This window comes from Streptomyces lincolnensis, from assembly GCF_001685355.1.
Lineage (GTDB): Bacteria > Actinomycetota > Actinomycetes > Streptomycetales > Streptomycetaceae > Streptomyces > Streptomyces lincolnensis.
Genome location: NZ_CP016438.1, coordinates 9,713,321 through 9,735,664, shown reverse-complemented (window position 1 = coordinate 9,735,664; position 22,344 = coordinate 9,713,321). Strand labels below are relative to the sequence as shown.

Here is a 22,344-nt window from a genome sequence, read left to right as displayed (position 1 = left end):
TTCCGGCCAGGCGTCGAACAACGGTTCACAGCAGCGGTGTTGAGTCGTGCAGGCCGTGGCATGACCGTCGCACTGTGGGGAAAAGCGGCCCTTCACGCTGTCCGGCGCACGAAAGGGGACACCTTGGCCAGTGGCTTCGACGTCATCCACTCTTGAACACAACAGTGTCGACTGGGACGAGGGACCGTGCCGCGACTGCTTCCGCTCGGGGCAGCCGGTGGCGGGCGTCCCGCTGGACCATCCGCAGGCGGGAGCGGCCTGGCCGCGCTTCGCCCCCGCGGGCACACGCGCTCGGCTTCCGCTCAGTGGCTGCCGTACCGCTGAGGCTCAGAGATCAGAGAGCAGACCATCGGTGCTCTCGGCCTCTTGGGCGGCAAGACCGACGCACCGCCTCCCGGACAGGTCAGGCTCGCCCGGGCCCTGGCCGACATCGCCACGATCGGCCTCCTCCAGCAGCGCGCCCTACAGCAACAGACCCTAAACGCTGCCGCTGTCCGGGAACTGCCGGCCGTGGTCGTCCAGGTGCCGCTTCACCGAGCGCGCTGTGCACTCGACGTTCATGACGGCCTACCGTTTGGCCACCTCGCCGACCAGTACCTTTCCGCTCTTGACAAAGGCCACCACTGATGGGGACGAGTGGCTCTGTTCGTGAGAACGGCCGCATCGCGTCGAAGGATGTCGAGAACCGTGTGACGGCTCCGTCCCAGAGGCAGAGGCGACCACCGTGGTCGCACGCACAGCCCGCAGGAGGCCCACCATGAGGATCGACCAGATCACCGAGATTCTCGACCGCCCGCTGAGCCAGGAGATGCTGGCCCGTGACCTCTGCCGACTGGCCTACGTGGCCAAGGACGGGACACCGCGGAACATCCCGATCGCCTTCGCCTGGAACGGCAAGGAGGCCGTGATGTGCACGTCGAAGAACGCCCCGAAGCTGGCTTCGCTCCGTCAGAACCCGGCTGTCGCCATCACGATCGACACCGAGGTGCACCCGCCCAAGATCCTGCTCGTCCGCGGCACTGTCGAACTCGACGAGGTCGAGGGCATTCCCGAGGAGTACCTCGAGATGAACGGCTCCTACGAGATGACGGCGGAGCAACGCGTCGAGTGGGAGGCCGAGATCCGCTCGCTCTACGACGGCATGGTCCGCATCGTGATGACGCCGACGTGGGCGAAACTGATCGACTTCGAGACGACTCTGCCCAGCGCCGTCGAGGAACTCGTCCAGCAGCGTGCGGAACGCCGGCGGCAGAACGGCGACAGCGTGCGGTCCGACGAGCCGGGAACGTCGACGTCATGACCGGACTCATCAACTCGTTCGACACGCCGGCCCTAGGCGCGCGTGCCTACGCCCGGACCAAGGACCGACCTGGAACCGGCCGGTGCCGTGTTGTGCACCTCCACCCTCAGCCGGTGACCGTCCACGTCGACCCGTACGGCCACCGCGGCACCGGACGCGTGACGGCGCACATTGGTCAACGCCTCCTGCACCACGCGATGCACGGAGGTCTCCACCTCGGGGGCGAGCCGCGCCTCGCGGGCCGCCACGGCCATGCGCAGTTGGACGTCCGCTTCGTTCGCGGAGAACTCGGAGACCAGGCGGGCGAGTTCGCTCCACACCTGCCCCGGCCGGATGCTGCCGTGGTCGTCCTCGCGCAGGACCCGCACCAGGCGGCGCATCGAGTCCAGCGACTCCGATCCGGACCGGGCGATGTTCTCCAGCAGCGGTCCGACCTGTTCCGGTGCGATGTGCCGGAGGGTCGGTGCAGCGTTGGCCTGGACGATGATGCCGGTGACGTGGTGGGTGACGAAGTCGTGCAGGTCGTGAGCGAGTTCCAGGCGTTCCCGCTGACGCACGGCGGCGATGTCGCGGGCCCGCTGCTCCTCCAGCAGCCGCGCACGCAGGCCCCAGGCGAAAGCCGCGCTGACGGCGAGCGTCATCAGCAGGGACCAGCCGATGGCGGCCTGGCTGTTCGTCGGCGCCCAGCGCAGCGGGATCGCGATGACCGCGACGGCCAGCGCGACCGAGACGACCGCCGCGATTCCCGGGCGGGGTACCGCCCGCACCGCGCGGGACAGCAGCACCAGCAGGACGACGCTCTCCAGCAGTCCCCAGGTGCCGGCGCCGTCCGGGGCCGCGAACACGCCGATCGCGACCGTGAGGGCCAGCGAGCCGCCGGCAACGAGCGCTGCGCGTACCTGCATGCTCGGCCGACGGCCGGGCCACAGCAGCACCGCGCAGGCAAGCGGGCCGGACACGATCGGCAGCCAGCTCGTCCACCAGTAATGGGGCGCCCGGCCGGCGAACACATCCAACAGCCACACCGTGAGGAGAAGGATCCAGCCGGCGGCGATCAGCGCCCGGCGGAGCAGCCGAGTCTCGGAGTACACGCTCGGCAGGATACGGAAGCGGCGATTCCTGGCGGACTCGGCCGAATGGCCGATGTCCGGCCATCGCTACCGGCCGTCCGGCCGAGACAGCAGCGCGCAGACCGGGAGACGCTCACACCGGTGGCAGTGCTGCCGGGCGGGGCCGTGGCGACGGGGCTGCGATGCGGAGGTTCGATGGCGTTGGCCGACAGCGACTCTCACCCTCTACGTCGGCGAGGTGACGGGGGCGCCCTCCCCGGGGTGGCTCGGCCTGCCCCCGGACGCTGACGGGCACGGCGGCATCCCCGAGCAGGAGCGTCTGCAGACTGCCGAAAGTGCGGTACTCCCCCGGAGCCAGCCTCGACGGAGGCGAAGCAGGGTATGTCGACACCCCTGACGACCAGCGTGGCGATGTTCGTCGAACCCCGCGCGATCGCCTGGGCGGGCAGGCGCGGTGCGTCATCCCATTCCTCGGCCGCGGCGAGCGCACGGTCGACGTTCTCCCGCCGAACGTTGCGGATGCTTGCGTTGAACACCCAGACCGAGCCAACACCGGCCGGAAGACCGTTGTCCCCTGGCCTGACTCCCCGCGGCGTCCCTGTCTCGGCGCCGCGGTCCGTGAGAGTGCGGAGGGGCTCCAGGGGGCCCGGGTGCCGCTCCCGGGCGGTGACAAATGTCAAGATGGGGGCATGACTACCAAGGTATTCTTCGACATCACCATCGACGGCGTTCCCTCCGGCCGGATCAACATGAACCTGTTCGACGACGTCGCCCCCAAGACCGTGGAGAACTTCCGCGCGCTGGCGACCGGCGAGAAGGGCTTCGGCTACAAGGGCTCGTCCTTCCACCGCGTCATCCCGGATTTCATGCTCCAGGGCGGTGACTTCACCCGCGGCGACGGCACGGGCGGCAAGAGCATCTACGGCGAGACGTTCCCCGACGAGAACTTCACGCTCAAGCACACCAAGCCGGGCCAGCTCTCCATGGCCAATGCCGGCCCGCACACCAATGGCTCGCAGTTCTTCATCACCACGATCGTGACGTCGTGGCTCGACGGCAAGCACGTCGTCTTCGGTGAGGTCGCCGACGAGACCAGCATGGAGCTGGTACGCAAGATCGAGGGCTACGGCTCGCGGTCCGGCCGCACCTCGGCCACCATCACCATCGCCGACTCCGGCGCTCTGTGACGGTAGTGGTCTGCCTGTAAGGCAGTTGGAATGATGCGCCCAGGCTGACCGCCGCGCATGTCTCACCTGTCCGCGGCATCTTCGACCAGCCGCCGGCGTAGGGCGTGCCCCTACGACTTCGATCAAGGAGTGATCGGGGTTGGTGGCTGGTAGAAGGTGCCGTCGCCAAGCTTCACGAACAGCCGGTTGATTCCGCTGTCGGGCGAGGCGGCCCCACTCCAACCGGCATCCGGCAACGCCGCACCTCAACTACTGTTCCTTGCAGGCCGCCTTCGACCAGGTCGGGCAGCTGCCAAGGGGGCAGGCGGTGGGTGATCCCCCCTCGTTGAAGCTCCCACGACGCAACAACGGGCCCGTCATGACTCGCGGCCGCTCAGCCCCCATCGCCTTGCGTCGACGGCCAAGAGGTGCGCCGCACCTGCGTGCCTTGCGCAATGGTTGACCTGCCTGATCACCCAACGTGACCAGCGACGTAACCCACAGGGCCGAGCCTGGCCCAGCAGGTAATCCATGAGCGGTTTCAAGGCCGAGTCAAAGTTCAGACCTTACCGATGAACACACACGGCGGGAGCGGGCAGCCGCTCAATTCGGGTGAGGTCGAAAGGTTGGCGTCGCTCCTTCGGCCAGCCCTAGATTCGGTGAAGTCAACCGACAGGGTCTCTTCGAGGAGAGTTTGACTATGACCGAAAACCGCGGCGGGAGCCGTCGGACGTGGGTGCGTAGCATGGTGGCAGTCGCCACCGGCTTTTCGGCCGTCCTCATCATGGCCTCGACCGCCGGCGCGGCGACACACGGTGCCGGGTCCGCCACAACAGCGGCGGCCAGCTGTCCGTACAAGTACTTCTGCGCCTACCCGGGAGCGAATTTCACCGGTCAACCCATACTCATGTACAACTGCGTCGAACACGAAATTACGTGGTCGGGTCTGGGTTCGTGGATCAACAACCAGACCCCTGGAACCCGCGCGCAATTCAGGAGTTCCGACCACGTGACGCGCTGGATGGACAGGGGTGCCTACGACTCGGACGCCTCCGCCGACTGGACATGGGTTTGGTGGGTGAAGCCCTGCTGAGAGACGACTGGGCCGGCGGCAACAGGGGGCTCCCCGTCATCGGATGCTCCTCCCACGCCTTCTCCACGCGTCGACGGCTCGCCCCCAGGGGATAGGGCACGACTGATAGAACAGCGACTCTGTGCGGCGTACCTGCGATGCCGAGCATCCGGTGCATGATCCCGGCGAAGACCGACAGCCAGGCCGCCTGCCGGCGCGAAGGCTCACGCCGGCAGGCGGCCGCACGGATGCGACGAAGAGCCGTACAAGAAACGGAACTCCGTCGAACGGGCCAGACCTTGGTCACGCTGGGGTGTGAGGCGGCGAGTTCGTCGAGCAGGCGTTTTCCGCCGGTGGAGTCGTGCACCGAGGCGGCCGTGACGATGACAGCCAGGACCAGGCCGAGCGTGTCGGTGGCCACGTGACGCCTGCGTCCTTGATCTTCTTGCCGACGTCGATGCAGGGATTTCGCCGGCTCAGGACCAGTGATGGGTGAGGGAGAGAATCCTGCGCCGACCGTGGTGACGAGCCGAGCAGCCGCGGAGGACACGCGGAATCGCAGGCGGCGAGGTTCCCAGCGTCGGGCAAGCACGTGATCCGCATGCCGTCCGCGCCCTTGAGCCTCAACTGGGCGCCGAGACCACCCCGTCAGCCGGCTCATCCGGCTCCGTATCGACGCGGGTCTAACAACGGCTAACACAATGAGCTGAGTTGTCGGTGGGTGATCAGGCAGCAGGCGAGTTTGAGGAACGCTTCGTGGATGTCGGCTCGGCGTTCCCAGCGGATCCGCAGGCGTCGGAAGCCGTGGAGCCACGCGAAGCTTCTTTCGATCACCCAGCGGTAGGTGCCCAGCCCGGTGCCGTGTCGCCTCCCGCGGCGGGCGATAGCCGGCACGATGCCTCGGGCTCGGACTTGGTCGCGGTAGATGTCGTGGTCGTAGCCGCGGTCGGCGAAGAGCGAGTCGGGCTTGCGGCGTGGTCGTCCGACCCGGCCTCGGATGGGCGGGATCGCGTCGAGCAGGGGCAGAAGTTGGGTGACGTCGTTGCGGTTACCTCCGGTCAGCAGGACGGCGAGCGGGGTGCCGTGTCCGTCGGTGATGAGGTGGTGTTTCGAGCCTGCCCTGCTCCGGTCGACCGGCGAGGGGCCCGTGTGCTGCCCCCTTTTAGCGCTCTGACGTGGGAGGAGTCGACCACGCAGCGGGACCAGTCCAGGCGTGAAGCTGCGTTCAGTTCGGCGAGCAGGACCTCGTGGAGCCGCTGCCAGACGCCGGCCTCGTTCCAGTCCCGCAGGCGTCGCCAGCAGGTCATGCCCGAGCCGAAGCCCAGCTCCTGGGGCAGGTACTCCCACTGGATGCCGGTGTGCAGCACGTACAGGATCCCGCACAGCACCTCCCGGTCCGGCAATGCCTTGCGGCCCGGGTATCGGAAGCGCCGTTCGCGCTGCGGCAGCAGCGGCTCCAGGCGGCCCCACAGCTCATCCGACACGATCCACGGCGATGTCCCCACGCCGAGCCGAACTCTCAACTTCAGCCCCGGACACGGCCATCAGTGCCGATCCACCTCATTGTGTTAGCCGTTGTAAGGCTTGAGCACCGCCAGTACATCGTCGAGCGAAACGTCGGCCGGATCACTCATGTCGAGACCATCGAAGGTCTGCCAGACATAGGACGCCGTCCCGCTCTCCCGCAGCGGATGCAGGTCGGCCAGGTCAGGATCGTCCCGGAAGCTGTTGAACGCCTCTTCGGATTCCCATTCAACGACAAACAGAACCTGGCGTGATGCGAGGTCACCGGCCACATTGTTCCGGAAGCGGCCAAAAATACGTGAGGTACTTCTCCAGGTCGACCACGTCAAACATGTTCAGGGCGTAAAACTTCTTCTTCTCTGAATTCGCACTCATTGCCAATACCTCTCCGACATCAGGAAAGTGGTGTTCGCCGCTCCAGGCGGGCAAGTCTCCGCGACTGGAAACCGCTCGGTTTCCTCATCGTAAACCGATCGGTTTCCGCGCGCGAATCCGAGCGGAGGGACGCCGTTCGGTGTGCCCCGATGTCCGCGCGGTCTCGGACATAGACGGTGACTCGCGCCCCGTTGGCATGGGTTGTTCCGTACTCGCGGAAGTGGCGTCGCAGGGTGCTTGTCTTCGCTTCCTCCCGCGGATTGGCCGGCGGGGGCGCACCCGCCACGCGGACCGCGACGATCCGGTCGAACTCAAGCATGCGTGCCGCTATTTCCTGGGCGGGAAGCTCGACACCTGCAAGCGTGTTCGACGAAACGGGGTCCTGTGCCAGGGCGAGATCCGTCAGGAAGCGGGTGTCCTCGGGGTTGGCCGCAGTCAAGATCCGGTGCTGGCCGGAGAGATAGAGCAGCCCGTCGCCGGGACGGCCTTCCTTGCGTACGGCTGCGCCGATGGCGGTGACGTCATTGCTCCGGCTCTGGGGCGTCCTCAGCGAAAGGCTCGACGGGACGAGCGCGGCCAGTACGGCAACCGCCGCGATCCACGCGTAGCGGGAAGACCGCTGCCCCCGGAGGAAGTAGTCCATCCAGGCGCCCAGCAGCAAGGCGATTCCGATATTGCTGAAGAGCACATACCGGTCGACGAAAAGGGGCTTGACCAGCGAGGCGACCAGCAGCAGAAGGCCCGGAAGCACAAGAATCGGCACAGCCAGCACGGAGAGCCGCACGGGCCCCCTCCCCCCCAGGGGCGCCAGGGCACACACCACGCCCACGACCGCCACCACCAGGAAATAACCAGGCCGCACCGGTCCGCCGATCCAGGACACCTGCTCCGACTGCCCCGCACTACAGATCGCCAGCGGCAACAGCGCGGCCACGACGCCCGCGGCAGCCACACTCCACGCTCTCAGCACCGGTCGTGGAACACGGGAGACGAGCAGGGTGACGCCGTGTGCGACCAGGGCGAGGACCGCGAACTCATGGAGCAGACAGGCCAGCAGCATGGTGAAGCCATAGACCGCCCACCGCCACCGGGTGCGATGCGGGACGCTGACCACGAGTGCGTAGGTGGCCCAGGTGACCAGGGCACAGACCATGGCATACGAGCGGCCTTCCTGCGCGAACTTCTGTACCTGGGGAAGGAGCGGAAACACCAGCCCGGCCAGCAGCCCGGCCCGGGGTCCCGCCAGGCGTAGTGCCAGAAGCCCGACTCCGCTCGCCGCCGCGGACATCGCCAGCACGGACGGCAGCCGCAACGTCAGCAGCCCTCCGCCGAAGAGACCGAAGATCGCGTGCATCACGGCGTAGTGCAGGGCATGGACCAGATCGACATGCTGGGCGGTGAGCCATATCTGCGAAAGATCGCGGTGCGCGAGCTGATAGGTGACGGCCTCGTCCCCCCACATGGTGTTCTGCCTGCGGATCCCCCAGAGCCCCAGAGCGATGGTCAGCGACAAGGGCGCGAGGACGACTACGGCTTTGGCGCGGCGCCGGCTCGGTGATGGTCGACGGGCGGGTACGGGAGGGGAAACCGTCCTGGCGAGGGCTGGGCTACGTTCAGCAACGGACATCGACGGCAGGGCCTTTCAGCAGCGGCGGAAAAACTCCGCCAGCGTGCCCGGACCTCGTTGACCGGATGCTGACCCAACCTGACCGGACGATCAGGAAGGCGGGCCGGCGCTGTGCGAGGCTGCACCCCATGCGCATCCTGGTGGTCGAAGACGAGGTGGACCTTGCCCACACCCTGCACACCGGCCTGACCGCCGAGGGATACAGCGTCGACCTAGCCCATGACGGCCGGCAGGGACTGTGGATGGCCCGGACCGGCGAATACGCCCTGGTCGTCCTGGACTTGATGCTGCCCGGACTCAACGGCTACAAGGTGTGCGCCCAGTTGCGCAGGGAGGGCAACGCGACGCCCATCCTGGTCCTCACCGCCAAGGACGGGGACTGGGATCAGGCAGAGGCCCTGGACACGGGGGCCGACGACTACCTGGCCAAACCCTTCTCCTACATGGTGCTCGTCGCTCGGCTGCGGGCCCTGGTCAGACGAGCCGCCGCGGTCGCCCCACCCGTCCTTGCCGTGGGCGACCTCTCGCTGGATGTCGCCGGCCGGGTCTGCCGCCGAGCCGGGGCCCGGGTGGAACTCACCCCCCGGGAGTTCGCCGTGCTGGAGCTGCTGGCCCGCCGGGCCGGCCAGGCGGTCTCCAAGACGGATCTGCTCTATCACGCGTGGCCCGACGAAGCCCACGATCCCAACCTGGTGGAGGCGCGCGTCAGCGCACTGCGCAAGAAAGTGGACACCGCGTTCGGCCGACGGTCCCTGCAGACCGTACGAGGGACCGGCTACCGGCTGGTGGACGACCGTGAACGCGACTGAGCCGCGACGCCGCTGGTGGTGGCCGCGTTCGGTACGAGCCCGCACGGCCCTGGCCGCCGCCTCGGCCGCCGCCGTCATCCTGGTCGGCATCGGCTGGTGGCTGCACCACGACGTCTACCGCCAGGGCACGCAGATCGCCGAAGGACAAGCCGAGCAACAGCTCTGGGCTCTCGTCGATCAGCTGAACGAGGGTGTGGTTCCCGCTCGCAGAGGTGCCATGCTGCCGTACGAGGTCGTCGCGACCGGCCGACGCACCGCTGTCGCCTACGGCGGAGGCATGAACGACTTCGATCCCGGCACCCGCCATGTGCTGCCCGCCCCATCGGAGGCCAGACAGCCCGGAAGCCTGACGATCCTTCCCCTCCGCATGCCGGTGCGCGACTCCAGCTCAAGGGACAGATTCGACATGGCCGGCAGGACCTACACGGTCATGTTCGCCGATATCAGCGCCGATGAACTCAGCAGTGACGAAGTCGCCGCTCTGGGCGTCGCCGCCGACGCCACGCTGCGGGTCTATGTGGTGGTGCTCCCGCGCACAGCCGAGGCAATCACCGAGACCACCGACCTCCTGCTGCTGCGGGCCGGCCTCGTCGGCCTCGTACTGATCGCCGCCGCCGCCTACTTCGCCGTCCGCATCGCGTTGCGGCCGGTCGAAGCCATCCGCGTCCTCACCGCCTCGGTCACCGCGAGCGACCCCCGCGAACGTGTCACCGTCCCCGCAACGGGACACGAGATCACCGCCCTGGCCACCACCATCAACACCACCCTCCAGCGCCTCGACGACGCCGCCGCCCAGCAGCGCCGCTTCGTCGCGGACGCCGCCCATGAACTGCGTAGTCCCCTCACCACACTGCTGGCCAGCCTGGAGGTCGCGCTCGCCTACCCGGAACGCACCGACTGGCCCGCCGCGGCCACCACCGCCGCACGCCAGACCCGCCGCCTCCAGGCCCTCGCCGAAGACCTGCTGCTCCTCGCCCGCCTCGACACCCGCACCCCCACGACCGGTCCCGACACCGTCGACCTGACGGCCCTCGCCTCCGGGCTGACCGAGCAATACCCCCTCACCGAACGGCCGTTGACCCTCACCTGCGACAGCACCGCCCCCGCACACGCACACGGAAACCCCGACGAATACGAACGTCTGCTGCGCAACCTCATCGACAACGCCGCCCGCCACGCCGCACACCGCATCCAGATCACCATCCGGAACCAGGACGACTGGGTCGTCCTCACGGTGCACGACGACGGACCGGGCGTGCCCACCGAGGACGCCGAGCGCATCTTCGAACGCTTCGTCCGGCTCGACGACGCCCGCTCCCGCGACCACGGCGGCACCGGCCTGGGCCTCGCCATCGCCCGCGACCTGGCGCACCGCCACCGAGGCACCCTCATCCTCACCCCCCGGACCCTCGGAGCATGCTTCGAGCTACGCCTTCCCCGAGCCGCCACCCCGGCCGAGGACTGACGCGCTTCACCGCGGCAGCCCGTCGGAACCGGAAGACAGGTGGAAGCCGGGGCGATCAGTAGAAGCGGCGGATGAAGACGTCCGACTTGCCGTTGGTGTCGCCTGGCACGATGTCGTCGGCCGTGGAATGGAAGACCACGTCGCGGCCAGCGGCGCTGACCGAGTCGGTCCCGGCCGTGGCGAGCTGGTTCGAGACGATCTCGTCGGTGCCCGTCTCCAGGTCGCGCAGCATGAGCGACGGTCCGTTCGTGTCGTGTGGGGCGTACAGCAGATAGCGGCCGGTGGGATCGATGGCCACGCCCCGCACGTTCGGCACCAGTTGGTCGGTGCCCGAGCTCTCGTCGTGGACGTAGGTGTCGGATCCCGAGAGGTAGACGACCTTGCTGCCGTCCTTGCTGATCTGGACGAGTGTCGCCGCCTTGGACGGGCCCTCGATCGGGCCGGAGGAGGTGTCGTCGGTCCGGTCCCACACGAAGACGTCCTCCGCCAGGCCGTCCTGGTAGGCGACAAAGCGGCCGTCGCCGCTGATGGACGGCCGGGCCGAGACGGGGTGGCCGAACTCGGCGACGATCTGCGTGGTGTCGGCGTTCCAGTCCCGTACCTCGATGCGTTGCCGGGACGGCGGTCGAGTGAAGGTGGCGACGTGGGTGATGTAGCGGCCGTCCGCGCTCAGCGACGGCTGGCTACAGCTGAGGCCCGAGCAGTTGATGCTGATCGTGCTTCCCGAGCTCACCTGGGACAGGAAGACCTTCGTGTCTCTGAACCTAAGCCCCCACAGGGCAACGTATTGCCCGTCACCGCTGATCACCGGGGGCTGGATCTGGGCGGCGTTGGTGCTCATCAGCCTGGTCTGGCTCGTCCTCTGGTCGCGGACGAACACCGTGGCCGACGTGCCCGGGTTGGAGGGTGTGAGGTTCTTCGCCGACGACGAGAAGGCGATACGCCGGCCGTCGGTCGTGATCGTGGCGCCGGCGGAGTCGCCGTCGCCCTGAGTGCCGTCGGGCGCGACACTGATCCGCTCTACCCCGGCTCCGCTGTCGCTCGCGAGGCCCGGCACGGTCATGGGCTCAGCCGAAGCGGCTCCGGGCAATACCGCCGTAACCGCGCAGGCCACGACCGTGGCACTTAAGACAGCCCGCACACGTCTGGTGGCGCTCCGCTTTGCGTTTCCCCTCATTTTCCCCCCAAGACAGGCCATTGGCCCTTCTCCCCGGTTCCCCACCGGAGGGCCACAAGCATGCAACCGCGATGGCGCTGTGGGGTCAATGCGTCGCATGACGATCGAGAGACGGCGTTCCGGTCAGGTGAGAGCGGTCGGCTTCGCAGCGCGCGGGGCCGTGGGCCGGAGCGGCGCCCACGGCGAGGCGTGCCGCTCCGGCCCTGAAAGCCCGCGGTCAGTTGTAGACGTTGAACTCTGCGACTGACCACCAACTACGGGCAACATTGCCGGTATTGACGACCTTGATGTAGCGAGCTGTCTGCGTCGGGAAGGAAATCAGGTGGACCCGTTGGCCGTCCGCTACGGACGTGACCTTGGTCCAGTCGGTTCCCTCCGTGGATACGTATACGTCTGCGCTTCGCGCATAGTCGCTGACACTGCCGCCGACATCCAGCACGATCTTGTCGAAGGTCTGCGTCTGCCCCATGTCCACTTGGATCCAGAGGCCGTTGTACTGCCCTGTTCCGGAGCTGTACCGAGTGTCGGAACTACCGTCGAGCATGTTTCCGGGCGCATCCGACCGACTTGCGTCTGAAGCCTTTGCGGTCCAGCCCGTCCGGGGTAGTGCAGGACCTGGATCCACCACGTCGAACGACGATCCGCCTGCGTCTGCTCCGCTGGTTCCCTTCACTGAAACCCTGACCTTCCCCGCGGGAAGTCCCTTCGGAACGTAGGCGCTGATACTCGTGTCCGACCAGCTGTCTATTTCGGCATAGCTCGATCCGAAGTACACCGTACCCAGCCCCTGTGCAGCGCCGAAACCAGAGCCGCGAATCGTGAATTTGGAGCGCGGCATGCCTTGGCCCGGCTTCAGATCGCTGAAGGTCGGTGATGGGAAGCTCGACAGCTTCTTGGTGGTGAACATCGCCGAGGTTCCGCTCGGCAGCGTATACGTGTACGAGCCGTCGGTGGACATCTTGAAACTCTTACTGTCGGTGGTCCCGTTGAATACTACGGTGACCTGCTCCCCTTCCCTGCTGGTCCAGTTCTTCAGCTGCAGGCTGTCCGATACCGCTGCCGGAGCTGTGATCGAGCCCGTTCCACGCGCAGACCCGTACACCTCGATGTCGCCGATGGCCCACCAGAAACCGGATGCCGCAGTACTGACGATGCGAATGTACTGTGCCGTTCGAGTCGGCAACGTGACGGCTATCTTGCCGATTCCTCCGCTGCCGCTCGCAATCGCGCTGCCCCAATCGGCACCGTCGTTCGAAACGTAGATCTGATACTTGGTGACGTAGTCGAACGAGTTGTTCACGCCGGTGTCAATGACGATCTTATTGAAGCTCGTGGGGCTCCCCAGATCGATCTGGAACCAGTCGCCGCTCGTCGTCCCGTGCCCGAGACTCCACTTTGTGTTGATGTCGCCGTCGATCGCGTTCCCGGCCACACCCCAATCCGGCTGCGCGGAAGCCGTGGCGGTCCATTTGCTACGGCTCAGTGCCCTTCCTGTCGTCCGGACGGAAGCTCCGATCGGCAGGGAGTACGTGACCAGCTTGTTTCCGGTGCGGATGGAGTTCTGGTAAGGCAGCAGTGCCGGGTCGTACGTGACGGTGACCGGGCCGGATGCCGACTTGAACGTGAAGTCGTGTGTCGGGTCCGAGACCTTGGCCGCTGCGGGGGTACGCCCGCTCTGCGCAGGCCCGGAGTACGTGAAGGTGACGGCGTCGCCGGCGTTCAGGGTGTAGTCGAACGAGTGTGTCCCGTCCGCGACGCTGAAGGTTTTCGCGGCGCTTCCCGTGTTGTGGGCGATCAGGACCTTCGATCCGTCCGGATTCTGGAACGCGACGTTCTCTATGCTGCCTTCCCCGAAGGTGTTCGAGTAGATCCGGCGCGCTCCGGGCTTGACGAACCTGCTGGCGTGAGCGAGGGCGTGGTAGTCCACGTTGTAGGTCACCCGACCGTCGGCCGGGTCGATCGTGAGCAAGCCCCGCAGCATGGGTATGCCGGCGGTGTCGCTGTTGAGCGGGCCCCTATCGGGGTCGAGTGCGATGTTCCACAGCATCACCCCGTTTGCCCAGTTGCGCGTGCCGTTGATGATCCACGTTCCCAGTGCTTCGCTGAACGCCGTCTGGTCGCTGTCCTGCCAAACGCCTCCTGTGGCTTCTGTGATGAAGGTTTCCTTGCTCGGGTAGTCGTTGTGGACCACCGTCTGGCAGGTCGGGTTACCGCTGTAGATGTGCCATCCGGTTCCCGCGGTGTACTTGGAGGCTGCGGAGTCGCTGAAGATCGTCTCCGGATACGAGGGCACGTCCCAGTTGTGGTCCCAAGCCAGGATCTTCGTGGAGATTCCGTTGGCTTCGAATGCCTTGCCGATCTCCTGGATCAACTCGGCTTCCTGGTACGCGGACAGGAACATCCCGGGCCAAGTGGGAGTACCCATGGGTTCGTTCTGCGGGGAAATGTAGGAGATGGGCACGCCAACTTCGCCATAGGCCTGTATGAACTTGACGAAGTAGCTGGCCAGCGCGGAAGTGTACTCACTCTTGAGGGTGCCTCCGATCATGGAGTCGGAGGTCTTCATCCAGCCTGGCGGGCTCCACGGATTGGCCATGATCTTGATGGTCGGGTTGAGTGAGAGGGCCTGCTGCAAAGCCGGAATGATGTACGGCACGTCGTGCTGGATGGAGAAGTTGGACAGCGTCGGGTCCGTTTGTCCCTGGGGCATGTCGTTGTAGGAGTAGTTCCCGGACGCGTTGAAATCCGTGGCGCCCATCGGGGAGCGGAGCAGGCTGAGACCGATTCCCTCCGAGGAATCGAACAGCTTATTCATCAGCTTGGTCCGCTCGGCGGTTGACAACTTGTCGATGAGCCAGGCGGAGGAGTCGGTCATGGCCGCGCCGAAGCCTTGGACCTTTTGGTACTTGACGCTGTCGTCGATCTTGATCGTGAGCGGGTTGGCCGTTCTCTTCGCCTTGAACAGCACATCGTCCTGGCCGGCGACCCACTTGTCGGCCGATACGTCCGTCAGCCACACACGGACGGAATTGCTGCGTGCGGTCTGCCTCAGCTGCGGGACGGCGATGGCGTTCCCGGAAACCGAGGTCCAGGCGGCGGCGACACCGACGGCGGTGGCCAGAAACCGCCGTCGTCCGAGACCGTATGAGCTCATGGAGGATCCTCCTTCGGACCTGCTTGGTCAGTACTTGGGAGAGGGGGCGGGACGCATTGCCGAGGTGGGGGATCGACCGGTTGGAGTCGGTTCTACGGCGACATCGGCGCCGGCTCTGCGGTGCCGGTGCTCGGCTCCTTGATCACGAGCGGATGCAGTTCCCAGGCGTCGATCGCGTAGCCGAGGTGCGTACCCGGTGCGGTGCGGGCTTGCAGTCGCCAGGAGCTCTGCCCTGTGGGGTAGAAGCGCAGGGTGAGAACCTGGCCGGTGGTGGTCAGGAAGACTTCGGCGATGGAGTGGTCGACGACCACGCGCAGATCGACGGGCCGGTCGGTTGGGCAGGGCATCCGGTAGGAGCCGCCGTGGGCCCGGGTGTCCAGTGAGGCGTGGTCGCGGTCGACGACCAGTTCGCCTGCGTCGGCATCGAGGCGGATGTCGAGGTACTCGGAGCCGTCCGGGGTGGTGAGCAGCCGCAGAGCAGCGTTTCCCGTCGGCTCCAGGCGGGCCGTCAGGTCGAAGGCTCGGCCCACGCTGCTTAGGTCCACCGGCTGCGTGCCGTGCGTCGCTCCTGCGGCGTGGATGGTGTGCTCGCCGCGCAGCGCGAGCAGCTCGTTGGCGGGCTGCTGGCGCAGCGTGCCGTCGTCGTGGACATGGATCTCGCGGGGCACTGTGAAGACGCCGGCCCATCCGTCCGCGACGGCCCAGGCTTCGTCGCGGGCTTCCCATGACCAGCCCCACAGCAGCCACCGGTTGCCCGGTGCGCAGAGCAGGGCGGGGGCGTAGCAGTCGGGGCCGTGGTCTACGGGTCCCGCTGAGCCCGCCTTGAAGTGGCCGTCATGCTCTTCGCCGATCAGGGCCGCGACGCTCTGCGGACCGGTGGGTTCGGTCCAGGTGCTGATCAGGAGGGCGCCGCGTCCGTCGGCTGCCGGGAGGTATTGCGGGCATTCCCAGCCCTCCCCGGTGAGCAGGTCGGTGCCACCGATGGGCTCCGGATGGCGGGCCGCGAAAGGCCCTCGGTAGGTCCAGGTCTCCAGGTCGGACGAGTCGTACAGCAGGGCGGCGGCGCGGCCGTCCGCGAGAGCGGCGCCGACCAGCATCCGCCAGTCGTCGCCGTTCTGCCAGACGTACGGGTCGCGGTACATGGTGCAGCCCTCGGGCAGCTCGGGGATGAGCAGTTCGCCGCGCGGGCGGAAGCTGTTGCCGCCGTCGTGGGAGACGGCGCAGGTGACCGGCTGGTGCTGGAACGAGCGGTCCTCGCGGTGCGCGGAGTAGAAGGCGACCAGCCGGTCACCGTCGGAGACGGCGTTGCCGGAGAAGCAGCCGTCGGCGTCCACGCCATCGGGGTTCGGGGACAGGGCGATCGGCAGCGGCTCCCAGGTCAGCAGGTCGGGGCTGCGGAAGTGGCCCCAGTGCATGGTGGCGTGAGTCGCGCCGTGCGGGTTGTACTGGTAGCACACGTGGTAGTGGCCGTCGTGGAAGACCAGCCCGTTGGGGTCGTTGATCCAGTTGCGGGGCGGGCGCAGGTGCGCGACGGGGAAGTGTGGATCGCGGGGTGGGGTGGACACACGCGTGCCTTTCGGTATGACAGGGGACCGCCCCGCCGGCCCTCTGGTTCGCGGGGCGGCGGGCCGACGGGGCGGTGGTCTTCAAGCCTGTGTGCGGCCTTCAGGTCCGGATGCGGAATTCCACGCTCAGCTGCTGCTCCCGCCGTGAGCTGGGGCCGACGCGGAGTGCGAACTCGCCTGGTTCGACCACTCGGCGGTTGTCGGCTGTGACGAGAGAGCACTGGGCAGCGGGGATGCTGATGCGGACGTCCAGGCTTTCGCCGGGAGGTATGTCGACCTGGGTGAAACCCTTCAGCTCCTGCTCGGCCCAGGTGACGCTGGTGGTCAGGTCACTGACGTACGCCTGGACCGTTTCCACGGCCCTGCGGCTGCCGCTGTTGGTGAGCCGCACCGTGGCGTCGACGGTGCCGTCGGCGGAGACCTCCGGGTCGTGCACGACCAGGTCGGAGTAGGTGACCGTGGTGTAGGTGAGGCCCTCGCCGAACGCGAACAGGGGGTCCTGTGTGAGATCCGCGTAGCGGCTCCCGTGCTGGCCTCGCACCTGGTTGTAGAAGACCGGTTGCTGTCCGACGTGACGTGCGAAGGAGACCGGGAGCCGGCCACTGGGATCGACGAGTCCGAGAAGCAGTTCGGCGACGGCGCGGCCGCCGCGCATGCCCGGGTTGAACGCCTCGATGAGGGCTGCCGCGTTCAGTGCCGACTCCGGGAGGGTGCTCGGCTTGGACTGGGCCAGTACGACGATCATCGGTGTGCCGGTGGCGGCGACCGCGTCCAGCAGTGCGATCTGACCTCCCTGGAGGTCGAGCGTGGCCGTGGAGCGCACCTCGCCCGTGAGGGCGATGGTGTCCCCCACGACCACGACGGCGTAGTCGGCGGCCTCCGCGGCGGCGGTGGCCTCCCGAAGTTGTGCCCGGTCGACCGGAGCGGGGGTGAAAACAGCCGGCTGCGGTTGGCCGTCGGGACCGAGGGACCACTCGGAGTCGGAGGCGGGGCTTTCGATGTCGGCTCCGCGGGCGTAGGTGATGGTCCAGTCGGCCGGTGCGACGGCGCGCAGGCCGTCGAGCACCGTCTCCACCGACTCGCGTGGATGTCCTTCGGGCATCCACGGGACCTGGCCGGTGGCGCCCGCCCAGTCGCCGAGCATGGCTTGCGTGCTGTCGACGTTGGGGCCGATGACCGCGATCGTCCGCGGCCTGTCCCGGCTCGCGGCGCGGCCGGTTCCGTCCGAGGTCAGCCCGCCTTCGAGGGGCAGGACACCGTCGTTGCGCAGCAACACCAAGGAGCGTCGGGCGGTTTCGAGGTTGAGGTCGGCGTGTGCGCGGCAGCCGATCACCTGCGCCTGCCGCTCGGGGTCGGGGGCGCGGGGGTTCTCGAAAAGCCCGAGCTCGAACTTCAGCCGCAGGACCCGCCGTACCGCGTCATCGATCTGCTTCTCTTCCATCAGGCCGCGGGCGACCGCCTCCTGGGCGCCCTCGAAGAACTGCGGTGTGGCCATGATGAGGTCGTTCCCGGAGGTGACTGCGACCGCCGCCGCCTCGGCGTAGTCGGCGCAGGTCCGCTGGTCGTAGACCATCCGGCCGACGTTGTCCCAGTCGGTCACCAGCGTGCCGGTGAAGCCCCACTCGCCCTTGAGCACGTCGTTGATCAGCCACCGATGCGCGGTGATGGGCACCCCGTCGATGGACTGGTAGCCGAGCATGAAGCCGCGGCAGCCGGCCCGTACCGCCTGCTCGAAGGGGGGCAGGAACCACGAGCGCAGCTTGCGCGGGCTGAGATCGGCTTCGCTCGCGTCGCGCCCGCCCAGGGTTTCGGAGTAGCCCGCGAAGTGCTTGGCGTACGCCAGCACGGCGGTCGGGTCGCTGAGGCCGTCGCCCTGGTAGCCGCGCACCATCGCCGCCCCGAGTTCACCGATCAGGAACGGGTCCTCGCCGAACGTCTCGTTGATCCGGCCCCAGCGCAGGTCCCGGGTGATGCACAGCACCGGGGAGAACGTCCCGTGGATTCCGGTCGCCGCGATTTCGGTCGCGGCCGCTCGGGCAACTCGGTGGAGCAGGGAGGGGTCCCAGGTGCAGGCCATGGCCAGCTGGGTCGGGAAGATGGTCGCCCCCGGCCAGAACGAGTGGCCGTGGATGCCGTCGTCGGCTGTCAGCAGCGGTATGCCGAGCCGTGTCCGCCGGGCCAGATCCATGGCCTGCGGCATGAGGTCGGGAGACACATGCAGGACTGCCCCGGCCAGCTTGGCCGACACGATGTCCGCCAGGTCCCCGTGTTGTGCGTCGAGCATCAGCAGCTGCCCGACCTTCTCCGGCAGGGTCATCCGGGACAGCAAGTCGTCGGTTCTCGCTTCCACGGACGCTTCCGGATCCAGGTACGCGGCAGAGTGGACCGGCTGTCCCACGGTGTTCTCCAAGAGATGAGTCGTCACAGACAGGTGAGTTGATGGGCGACGGTGCGTGCTTCGTCGCGCGAACCTTGCCGCCCGGCGCGGCGGGGCTCGCGTGCCGTCCGTCCGCCGCTCCGGGCGGGACCGGTACGGCATGGGGCGGCGGGGCGGGAGCCGGAGTGTCACTTCAGTCCGGTAGTGGCGATGCCCGCCACGAACTGGCGCTGGAAGAGCAGGAAGACGATCATCACCGGCAGCAGGACGACCATGGCGCCGGCGAGCAGGATGCCGAAGCGGGTGAAGGACTGTCCGCTGCTGGCCAGGGCGAGGCCGACGGGGAGGGTGTACTGGCTCTCGTTCTGGGCGACGACCAGGGGCCACAGGAAGTTGTTCCAGGAGCCGAGGAAGGTGATGATCCCGAGGGTGGCGAGGGCGGGCTTGGTCAGCGGAAGGATGATCTTCGCGAAGATGGCCAGTTCGCGGCAGCCGTCGACGCGGGCGGCGTCGATGAGTTCGTCGGGCAGGGTGGAGATGAACTGCCGCATCAGGAACACCCCGAAGGGCGTGGCCAGGAACGGCAGGATCAGCCCGAGCAGTGAGCCGGTCAGCTGCATGTTGGCCACCAGCACGTACAGCGGTACGAAGGTGACCAGGCCGGGGATCATGAGCGTCCCCATGACCAGCAGGAAAACGGCGCGCTGTCCGCGGAACTCCAGCTTGGCCAGGGCGTATCCGAGCATCGAGCAGAAGATCAGGTTCCCGGCGGTGACGGCGACGGCCACGATCACGGAGTTGGCGAACATGCTCGTGAAGTCGAGCGTGCTGAACAGCTCACCGTAGTTGGCGGTCGTCGGCGCCGTGGGTATCAGGACGGGCGGGACTCTGCGGATGTCGGCCTCGGGCTTGAACGACCCGGACAGCATCCACAGGAACGGCGCGATCATCAGCAGCAGGGCGCCGACGAGCGGTATGTACAGCCAGGGCCGGCCCCAGTTCTGGCGGATGCGGCGGCGCCTCAGGGCGCGGTCCGTGCCCGGTTGTGGCCTTCGGAGAGTGGAGAGGGTGCTCATGAGGCATCAGTCCTTGTCTCGCAGGACGCGGAACTGCAGCACGGTCAGCGCGACGATGAGGACGAAGATGACGTAGCCGGCGGCCGACGCCATCTCGTAGTTGCCGTTGCCGAACTGCTTGTACGCGTACAACGTCGCCGACAGGGTGGAGTCCAGCGGTCCGCCATCGGTCATCACGAACGGCTCGTCGAAGAACTGCAGATAGCCGATGCCGGTGGTCACGGCGGTCAGCAGCAGGGCCGGCCGCAGGAGCGGGAAGGTGACCCGCCAGAACCGCTGCCAGGGCCCGGCGCCGTCGAGTTCGGCCGCCTCCATCAGGGACTGGGGCACGGACTGCAGACCCGCCAGCATGATGATCATGACCGTGCCGAGGTTGCGCCACACCGCCATCACGATCATGACAGGCAGAGCGAAGCGGGTGTCCGCCAGCCAGGCCGGACCGTCGATCCCGAACCAGCCCAGGACGAGGTTCGCCAGTCCCGCACGAGGTTCCAGGACCGTCTTCCACACCACGGCGACGGCCACGATGCTGGTGATCACCGGCAGGTAGAAGCCGACCCGGAAGACGGCCCGGAAGCGGCGGATGCCCCGGTCGAGGGCAACCGCCGCCGCGAGCCCGGCGGCCAGGGTCAGGGGCAGGGCCACCAGGACGAACACGGCCGTGTTGCGCAGGGCCGTGAAGAACTGCGGGTCCTCAAAGAGGCGTACGTAGTTGTCGAAGCCGACGAACGACACGTTCAGCGGCGTACGCAGGTCCGCGCTCTTGGTGTCGGTCAGGCCCATCAGCAGCGACCACACGACCGGCAGCAGCATGAAGGCCGCGAACAGCGCGAGGAACGGGGCGGCGAGGAGCCAGGCGGCCCGGGCCTGCCTGCCGCGCGCCGTGCCCCGGACCGCGAAGCGCCGGCGACCGGTGTTCTGTTGCGGCCCTGCGGTGCCCTGCTCGTGGGTGTCGCCCCGCTCGGGGAGCGTTTTCGTGGACATGGATGTCATCCGTCCGTACGAGGGATACTCACGCGCCGGCGCTCAGCGGCCGGTGCCGATGCTGGTGGCCTTGGACTGCAGCGTCTTCTGCACCTCGGCGACGGTGGACCTGCCGAGGGTCAGCTTCTCCAGTTCGGAGTCGATGGTGTCGGCGATCTGCTGCCAGGTCGTGATGGCGGGCGGCGCCTTGCTGACCTCCAGTTGCTTGGCGAACGCCTTCAGGTTCTCGTCCTCGGTCAGCTTCCCCTCGGTCCACGCCTGGGGCGAAGGAGGCAGGCTGCCGGTGGCCTTGGAATAGGTCGCCAGATTGGCGGGCTCGGTCAGGAACTGGGCGAACTTCCATGCCGCGTCGGGGTTCTTGGCGTCCTTGAACACCGCCAGGTCGGTGCCGCCGGCGAACCCGACGGGCTGCTTGCTGTACGGCATCGGCATGGTCTTCCACTTGCCGTCCAGCTGTGGGGAGTCCTTGTGGAAGGTGCCGCCGGCCCACGCGCCCTCCTGGTAGACGGCGGTCAGCCCGTCCTGGAAGCTCTGCACGTTGTCCGCCCTGTCGGTCGGCGCGAGGCCCTGCTTCGGAACGCTTGCGTAGTTCTCCAGCGCCTTGGCGACCTCGGGCGTGTCGAAGGTGAACGTTCCGGTCTTGGCGTCGTAGATGTCACTGCCCTGCTGCCAGACCATCGGCAGCCAGAAGATCCAGGAGTTGAAGCCCATCACCAGCCCGCTGGCGTGGCGCAGCTTGGGGTTCTCCTTGCCGGCGGTGGCCTGGATGGCCTTGAGGTCATTCAGGTATCCGTCCCAGTCGCCGGCCAGGGCGCCCTTGATGCCGGCCTTCGCCGTGAGATCGGTCCGGTAGTAGACGGCTTGGGTGTCGGCGATGAACGGGACGCCGTACGAGGTGTTCTTGTACTTGGTGGTGTCCCACTGGCCTGGGTAGAAGTCCGAGGACTTGATCGACGTCGGGGTGGCCTGGAAGCCGTTCAAGGCGGCCATCTCGGCCATCCAGGTGCTGCCCACCATGGACATGTCCGGTGTGTTACCGCCGGCTATCGCGGTGGTCAGCTTGTCGTGGGCACCGTCCCACGGGACCGCGGTGATCTTGACGTCCGCGTCCGGGTTTTCCTGCTCGAACTTCTTGGCCAGCTCCTTCAGGTCTTCGTCGGGGTCACCCAGGGCCCACATGACCACCGTCCCCTTGGCCTTGCCCGCGCCGATCTCGGCGGGGGCATCGTTGCCGGGGCCGGAATCCTCGCTCCGGCCGCAGCCGGTGGCGACGAGGACTGCCGTGAGGGTGACGCACAGGGTCTGGACGGTTCTGACAGCGTGACGGGTAGTGATACGCATGATGCGGCTCCTTGCCGTTGAGCGAGACAGGCGCGGGGGGCGGCGAAGGGTAGGAAGGGGCGGACGCCCGGATGGGCCGGCCCACAAGTGGGCAGCGTCGGCGGTCCCTCGCGGGTCGCGGTGGGAGCGTCCGACGCGGAGTGGGTGGCGGCCGGGCGGGTGTGCCAGGCGCCCCTTCGGTGTCCCGGATCGGGAACGCGCGGGCGGAAGGTGCATGTGGGCATGGCCGCGTGAACGCAGGCGCAGCCGCCACAAGGTGTGA

The 22,344-nt window shown here is 67.5% G+C and carries 17 protein-coding genes and 1 pseudogene; 5 read left to right on the top strand and 13 right to left on the bottom strand.

Going from position 1 to position 22,344, the window contains the following annotated elements; all coding sequences use genetic code 11:
• Nucleotides 1-480 precede the first annotated feature (480 nt).
• Nucleotides 481-759: pseudogene (locus SLINC_RS50570) on the bottom strand (Hsp70 family protein); the annotation flags it as partial.
• Here SLINC_RS50570 and SLINC_RS42980 point away from each other — a divergent pair.
• Nucleotides 758-1,300 (top strand): pyridoxamine 5'-phosphate oxidase family protein, encoded by a 543-nt coding sequence (locus tag SLINC_RS42980; RefSeq protein ID WP_067443830.1) that lies wholly within the window; start codon nucleotides 758-760, stop codon nucleotides 1,298-1,300. The pseudogene SLINC_RS50570 and the gene SLINC_RS42980 overlap by 2 nt on opposite strands.
• 32 nt (nucleotides 1,301-1,332) lie before the next feature.
• On the opposite strand, the gene SLINC_RS42975 is transcribed toward SLINC_RS42980, so the two are convergent.
• Nucleotides 1,333-2,391 (bottom strand): sensor histidine kinase, encoded by a 1,059-nt coding sequence (locus tag SLINC_RS42975; protein WP_079165001.1) that lies wholly within the window; start codon nucleotides 2,389-2,391, stop codon nucleotides 1,333-1,335.
• Nucleotides 2,392-3,059: 668 nt separating this feature from the next.
• Here SLINC_RS42975 and SLINC_RS42970 point away from each other — a divergent pair.
• Complete coding sequence (locus tag SLINC_RS42970) at nucleotides 3,060-3,557, top strand: peptidylprolyl isomerase (protein WP_067443829.1); 498 nt, start codon at nucleotides 3,060-3,062, stop codon at nucleotides 3,555-3,557.
• 724 nt (nucleotides 3,558-4,281) lie between these two features.
• Nucleotides 4,282-4,629 (top strand): peptidase inhibitor family I36 protein, encoded by a 348-nt coding sequence (locus SLINC_RS42965; protein ID WP_237282087.1) that lies wholly within the window; start codon nucleotides 4,282-4,284, stop codon nucleotides 4,627-4,629.
• Here the strand turns inward: SLINC_RS42965 and SLINC_RS50565 are convergent.
• The 4 genes from SLINC_RS50565 to SLINC_RS42950 all read right to left on the bottom strand — a co-directional run bounded on the left by SLINC_RS50565 (nucleotide 4,529) and on the right by SLINC_RS42950 (nucleotide 8,134).
• Nucleotides 4,529-5,269: a transposase gene (locus SLINC_RS50565; RefSeq protein WP_397793918.1), complete on the bottom strand. Its 741-nt coding sequence runs from the start codon at nucleotides 5,267-5,269 to the stop codon at nucleotides 4,529-4,531. The genes SLINC_RS42965 and SLINC_RS50565 overlap by 101 nt on opposite strands.
• Nucleotides 5,270-5,301: 32 nt before the next feature.
• A protein-coding gene (locus SLINC_RS46790) for an IS5 family transposase (RefSeq protein WP_237282023.1) occupies nucleotides 5,302-6,113 on the bottom strand; the annotation gives its coding sequence in 2 pieces (ribosomal slippage) (nucleotides 5,302-5,787 and nucleotides 5,790-6,113; 810 coding nt in all).
• Nucleotides 6,114-6,176: 63 nt separating this feature from the next.
• Nucleotides 6,177-6,404, bottom strand: coding sequence for a DUF1330 domain-containing protein (locus SLINC_RS42955; RefSeq protein ID WP_067443827.1), 228 nt, complete (start codon nucleotides 6,402-6,404; stop codon nucleotides 6,177-6,179).
• A 122-nt stretch (nucleotides 6,405-6,526) separates the two neighbouring features.
• The gene (locus tag SLINC_RS42950) at nucleotides 6,527-8,134 is read right to left on the bottom strand and encodes a glycosyltransferase family 39 protein (RefSeq protein ID WP_079165000.1); all 1,608 of its coding nucleotides are present in this window, start codon (nucleotides 8,132-8,134) and stop codon (nucleotides 6,527-6,529) included.
• A 128-nt stretch (nucleotides 8,135-8,262) separates the two neighbouring features.
• Between SLINC_RS42950 and SLINC_RS42945 the strand changes: the two genes are divergently transcribed.
• Both SLINC_RS42945 and SLINC_RS42940 read left to right on the top strand, forming a co-directional pair.
• Complete coding sequence (locus SLINC_RS42945) at nucleotides 8,263-8,943, top strand: response regulator transcription factor (RefSeq protein WP_067443826.1); 681 nt, start codon at nucleotides 8,263-8,265, stop codon at nucleotides 8,941-8,943.
• A complete protein-coding gene (locus tag SLINC_RS42940) occupies nucleotides 8,930-10,408 on the top strand; it encodes a sensor histidine kinase (protein ID WP_067443825.1) in 1,479 nt (492 codons plus the stop codon). Before SLINC_RS42945 ends, SLINC_RS42940 begins: the two co-directional genes overlap by 14 nt.
• Before the next feature lie 55 nt (nucleotides 10,409-10,463).
• Here the strand turns inward: SLINC_RS42940 and SLINC_RS42935 are convergent, their stop codons facing one another.
• From SLINC_RS42935 to SLINC_RS42905, 7 genes are all read right to left on the bottom strand, one after another.
• On the bottom strand, nucleotides 10,464-11,471 hold the full coding sequence (locus tag SLINC_RS42935) for a TolB-like translocation protein (protein WP_335743784.1): 1,008 nt from the start codon (nucleotides 11,469-11,471) through the stop codon (nucleotides 10,464-10,466).
• A 331-nt stretch (nucleotides 11,472-11,802) separates the two neighbouring features.
• Nucleotides 11,803-14,739, bottom strand: a complete 2,937-nt coding sequence (locus SLINC_RS42930) for a discoidin domain-containing protein (protein WP_067443823.1) — start codon at nucleotides 14,737-14,739, stop codon at nucleotides 11,803-11,805.
• 92 nt (nucleotides 14,740-14,831) lie between these two features.
• Nucleotides 14,832-16,304 (bottom strand): glycoside hydrolase family 32 protein, encoded by a 1,473-nt coding sequence (locus SLINC_RS42925; RefSeq protein WP_067443822.1) that lies wholly within the window; start codon nucleotides 16,302-16,304, stop codon nucleotides 14,832-14,834.
• A gap of 100 nt (nucleotides 16,305-16,404) precedes the next feature.
• Complete coding sequence (locus tag SLINC_RS42920) at nucleotides 16,405-18,702, bottom strand: glycoside hydrolase family 3 N-terminal domain-containing protein (protein WP_067446451.1); 2,298 nt, start codon at nucleotides 18,700-18,702, stop codon at nucleotides 16,405-16,407.
• Nucleotides 18,703-18,869: 167 nt separating this feature from the next.
• A complete protein-coding gene (locus tag SLINC_RS42915) occupies nucleotides 18,870-19,757 on the bottom strand; it encodes a carbohydrate ABC transporter permease (RefSeq protein WP_067443821.1) in 888 nt (295 codons plus the stop codon).
• Between the two features lie 6 nt (nucleotides 19,758-19,763).
• Nucleotides 19,764-20,741, bottom strand: a complete 978-nt coding sequence (locus tag SLINC_RS42910; RefSeq protein WP_237282022.1) for a carbohydrate ABC transporter permease — start codon at nucleotides 20,739-20,741, stop codon at nucleotides 19,764-19,766.
• 42 nt (nucleotides 20,742-20,783) lie between these two features.
• Nucleotides 20,784-22,082, bottom strand: a complete 1,299-nt coding sequence (locus SLINC_RS42905) for an extracellular solute-binding protein (protein WP_067443819.1) — start codon at nucleotides 22,080-22,082, stop codon at nucleotides 20,784-20,786.
• Nucleotides 22,083-22,344: the final 262 nt, after the last annotated feature.

Coding starts and splice junctions, on each gene's coding strand:
- SLINC_RS42980 (WP_067443830.1), top strand. CDS start 758: ATGAGGATCGACCAGATCACCGAGATTCTCGACCGCCCGCTGAGCCAG.
- SLINC_RS42970 (WP_067443829.1), top strand. CDS start 3,060: ATGACTACCAAGGTATTCTTCGACATCACCATCGACGGCGTTCCCTCC.
- SLINC_RS42965 (WP_237282087.1), top strand. CDS start 4,282: ATGGTGGCAGTCGCCACCGGCTTTTCGGCCGTCCTCATCATGGCCTCG.
- SLINC_RS50565 (WP_397793918.1), bottom strand. CDS start 5,269: ATGAGCCGGCTGACGGGGTGGTCTCGGCGCCCAGTTGAGGCTCAAGGG.
- SLINC_RS42950 (WP_079165000.1), bottom strand. CDS start 8,134: ATGTCCGTTGCTGAACGTAGCCCAGCCCTCGCCAGGACGGTTTCCCCT.
- SLINC_RS42945 (WP_067443826.1), top strand. CDS start 8,263: ATGCGCATCCTGGTGGTCGAAGACGAGGTGGACCTTGCCCACACCCTG.
- SLINC_RS42935 (WP_335743784.1), bottom strand. CDS start 11,471: ATGACCGTGCCGGGCCTCGCGAGCGACAGCGGAGCCGGGGTAGAGCGG.
- SLINC_RS42930 (WP_067443823.1), bottom strand. CDS start 14,739: ATGAGCTCATACGGTCTCGGACGACGGCGGTTTCTGGCCACCGCCGTC.
- SLINC_RS42915 (WP_067443821.1), bottom strand. CDS start 19,757: ATGAGCACCCTCTCCACTCTCCGAAGGCCACAACCGGGCACGGACCGC.
- SLINC_RS42910 (WP_237282022.1), bottom strand. CDS start 20,741: ATGTCCACGAAAACGCTCCCCGAGCGGGGCGACACCCACGAGCAGGGC.
- SLINC_RS42905 (WP_067443819.1), bottom strand. CDS start 22,082: ATGCGTATCACTACCCGTCACGCTGTCAGAACCGTCCAGACCCTGTGC.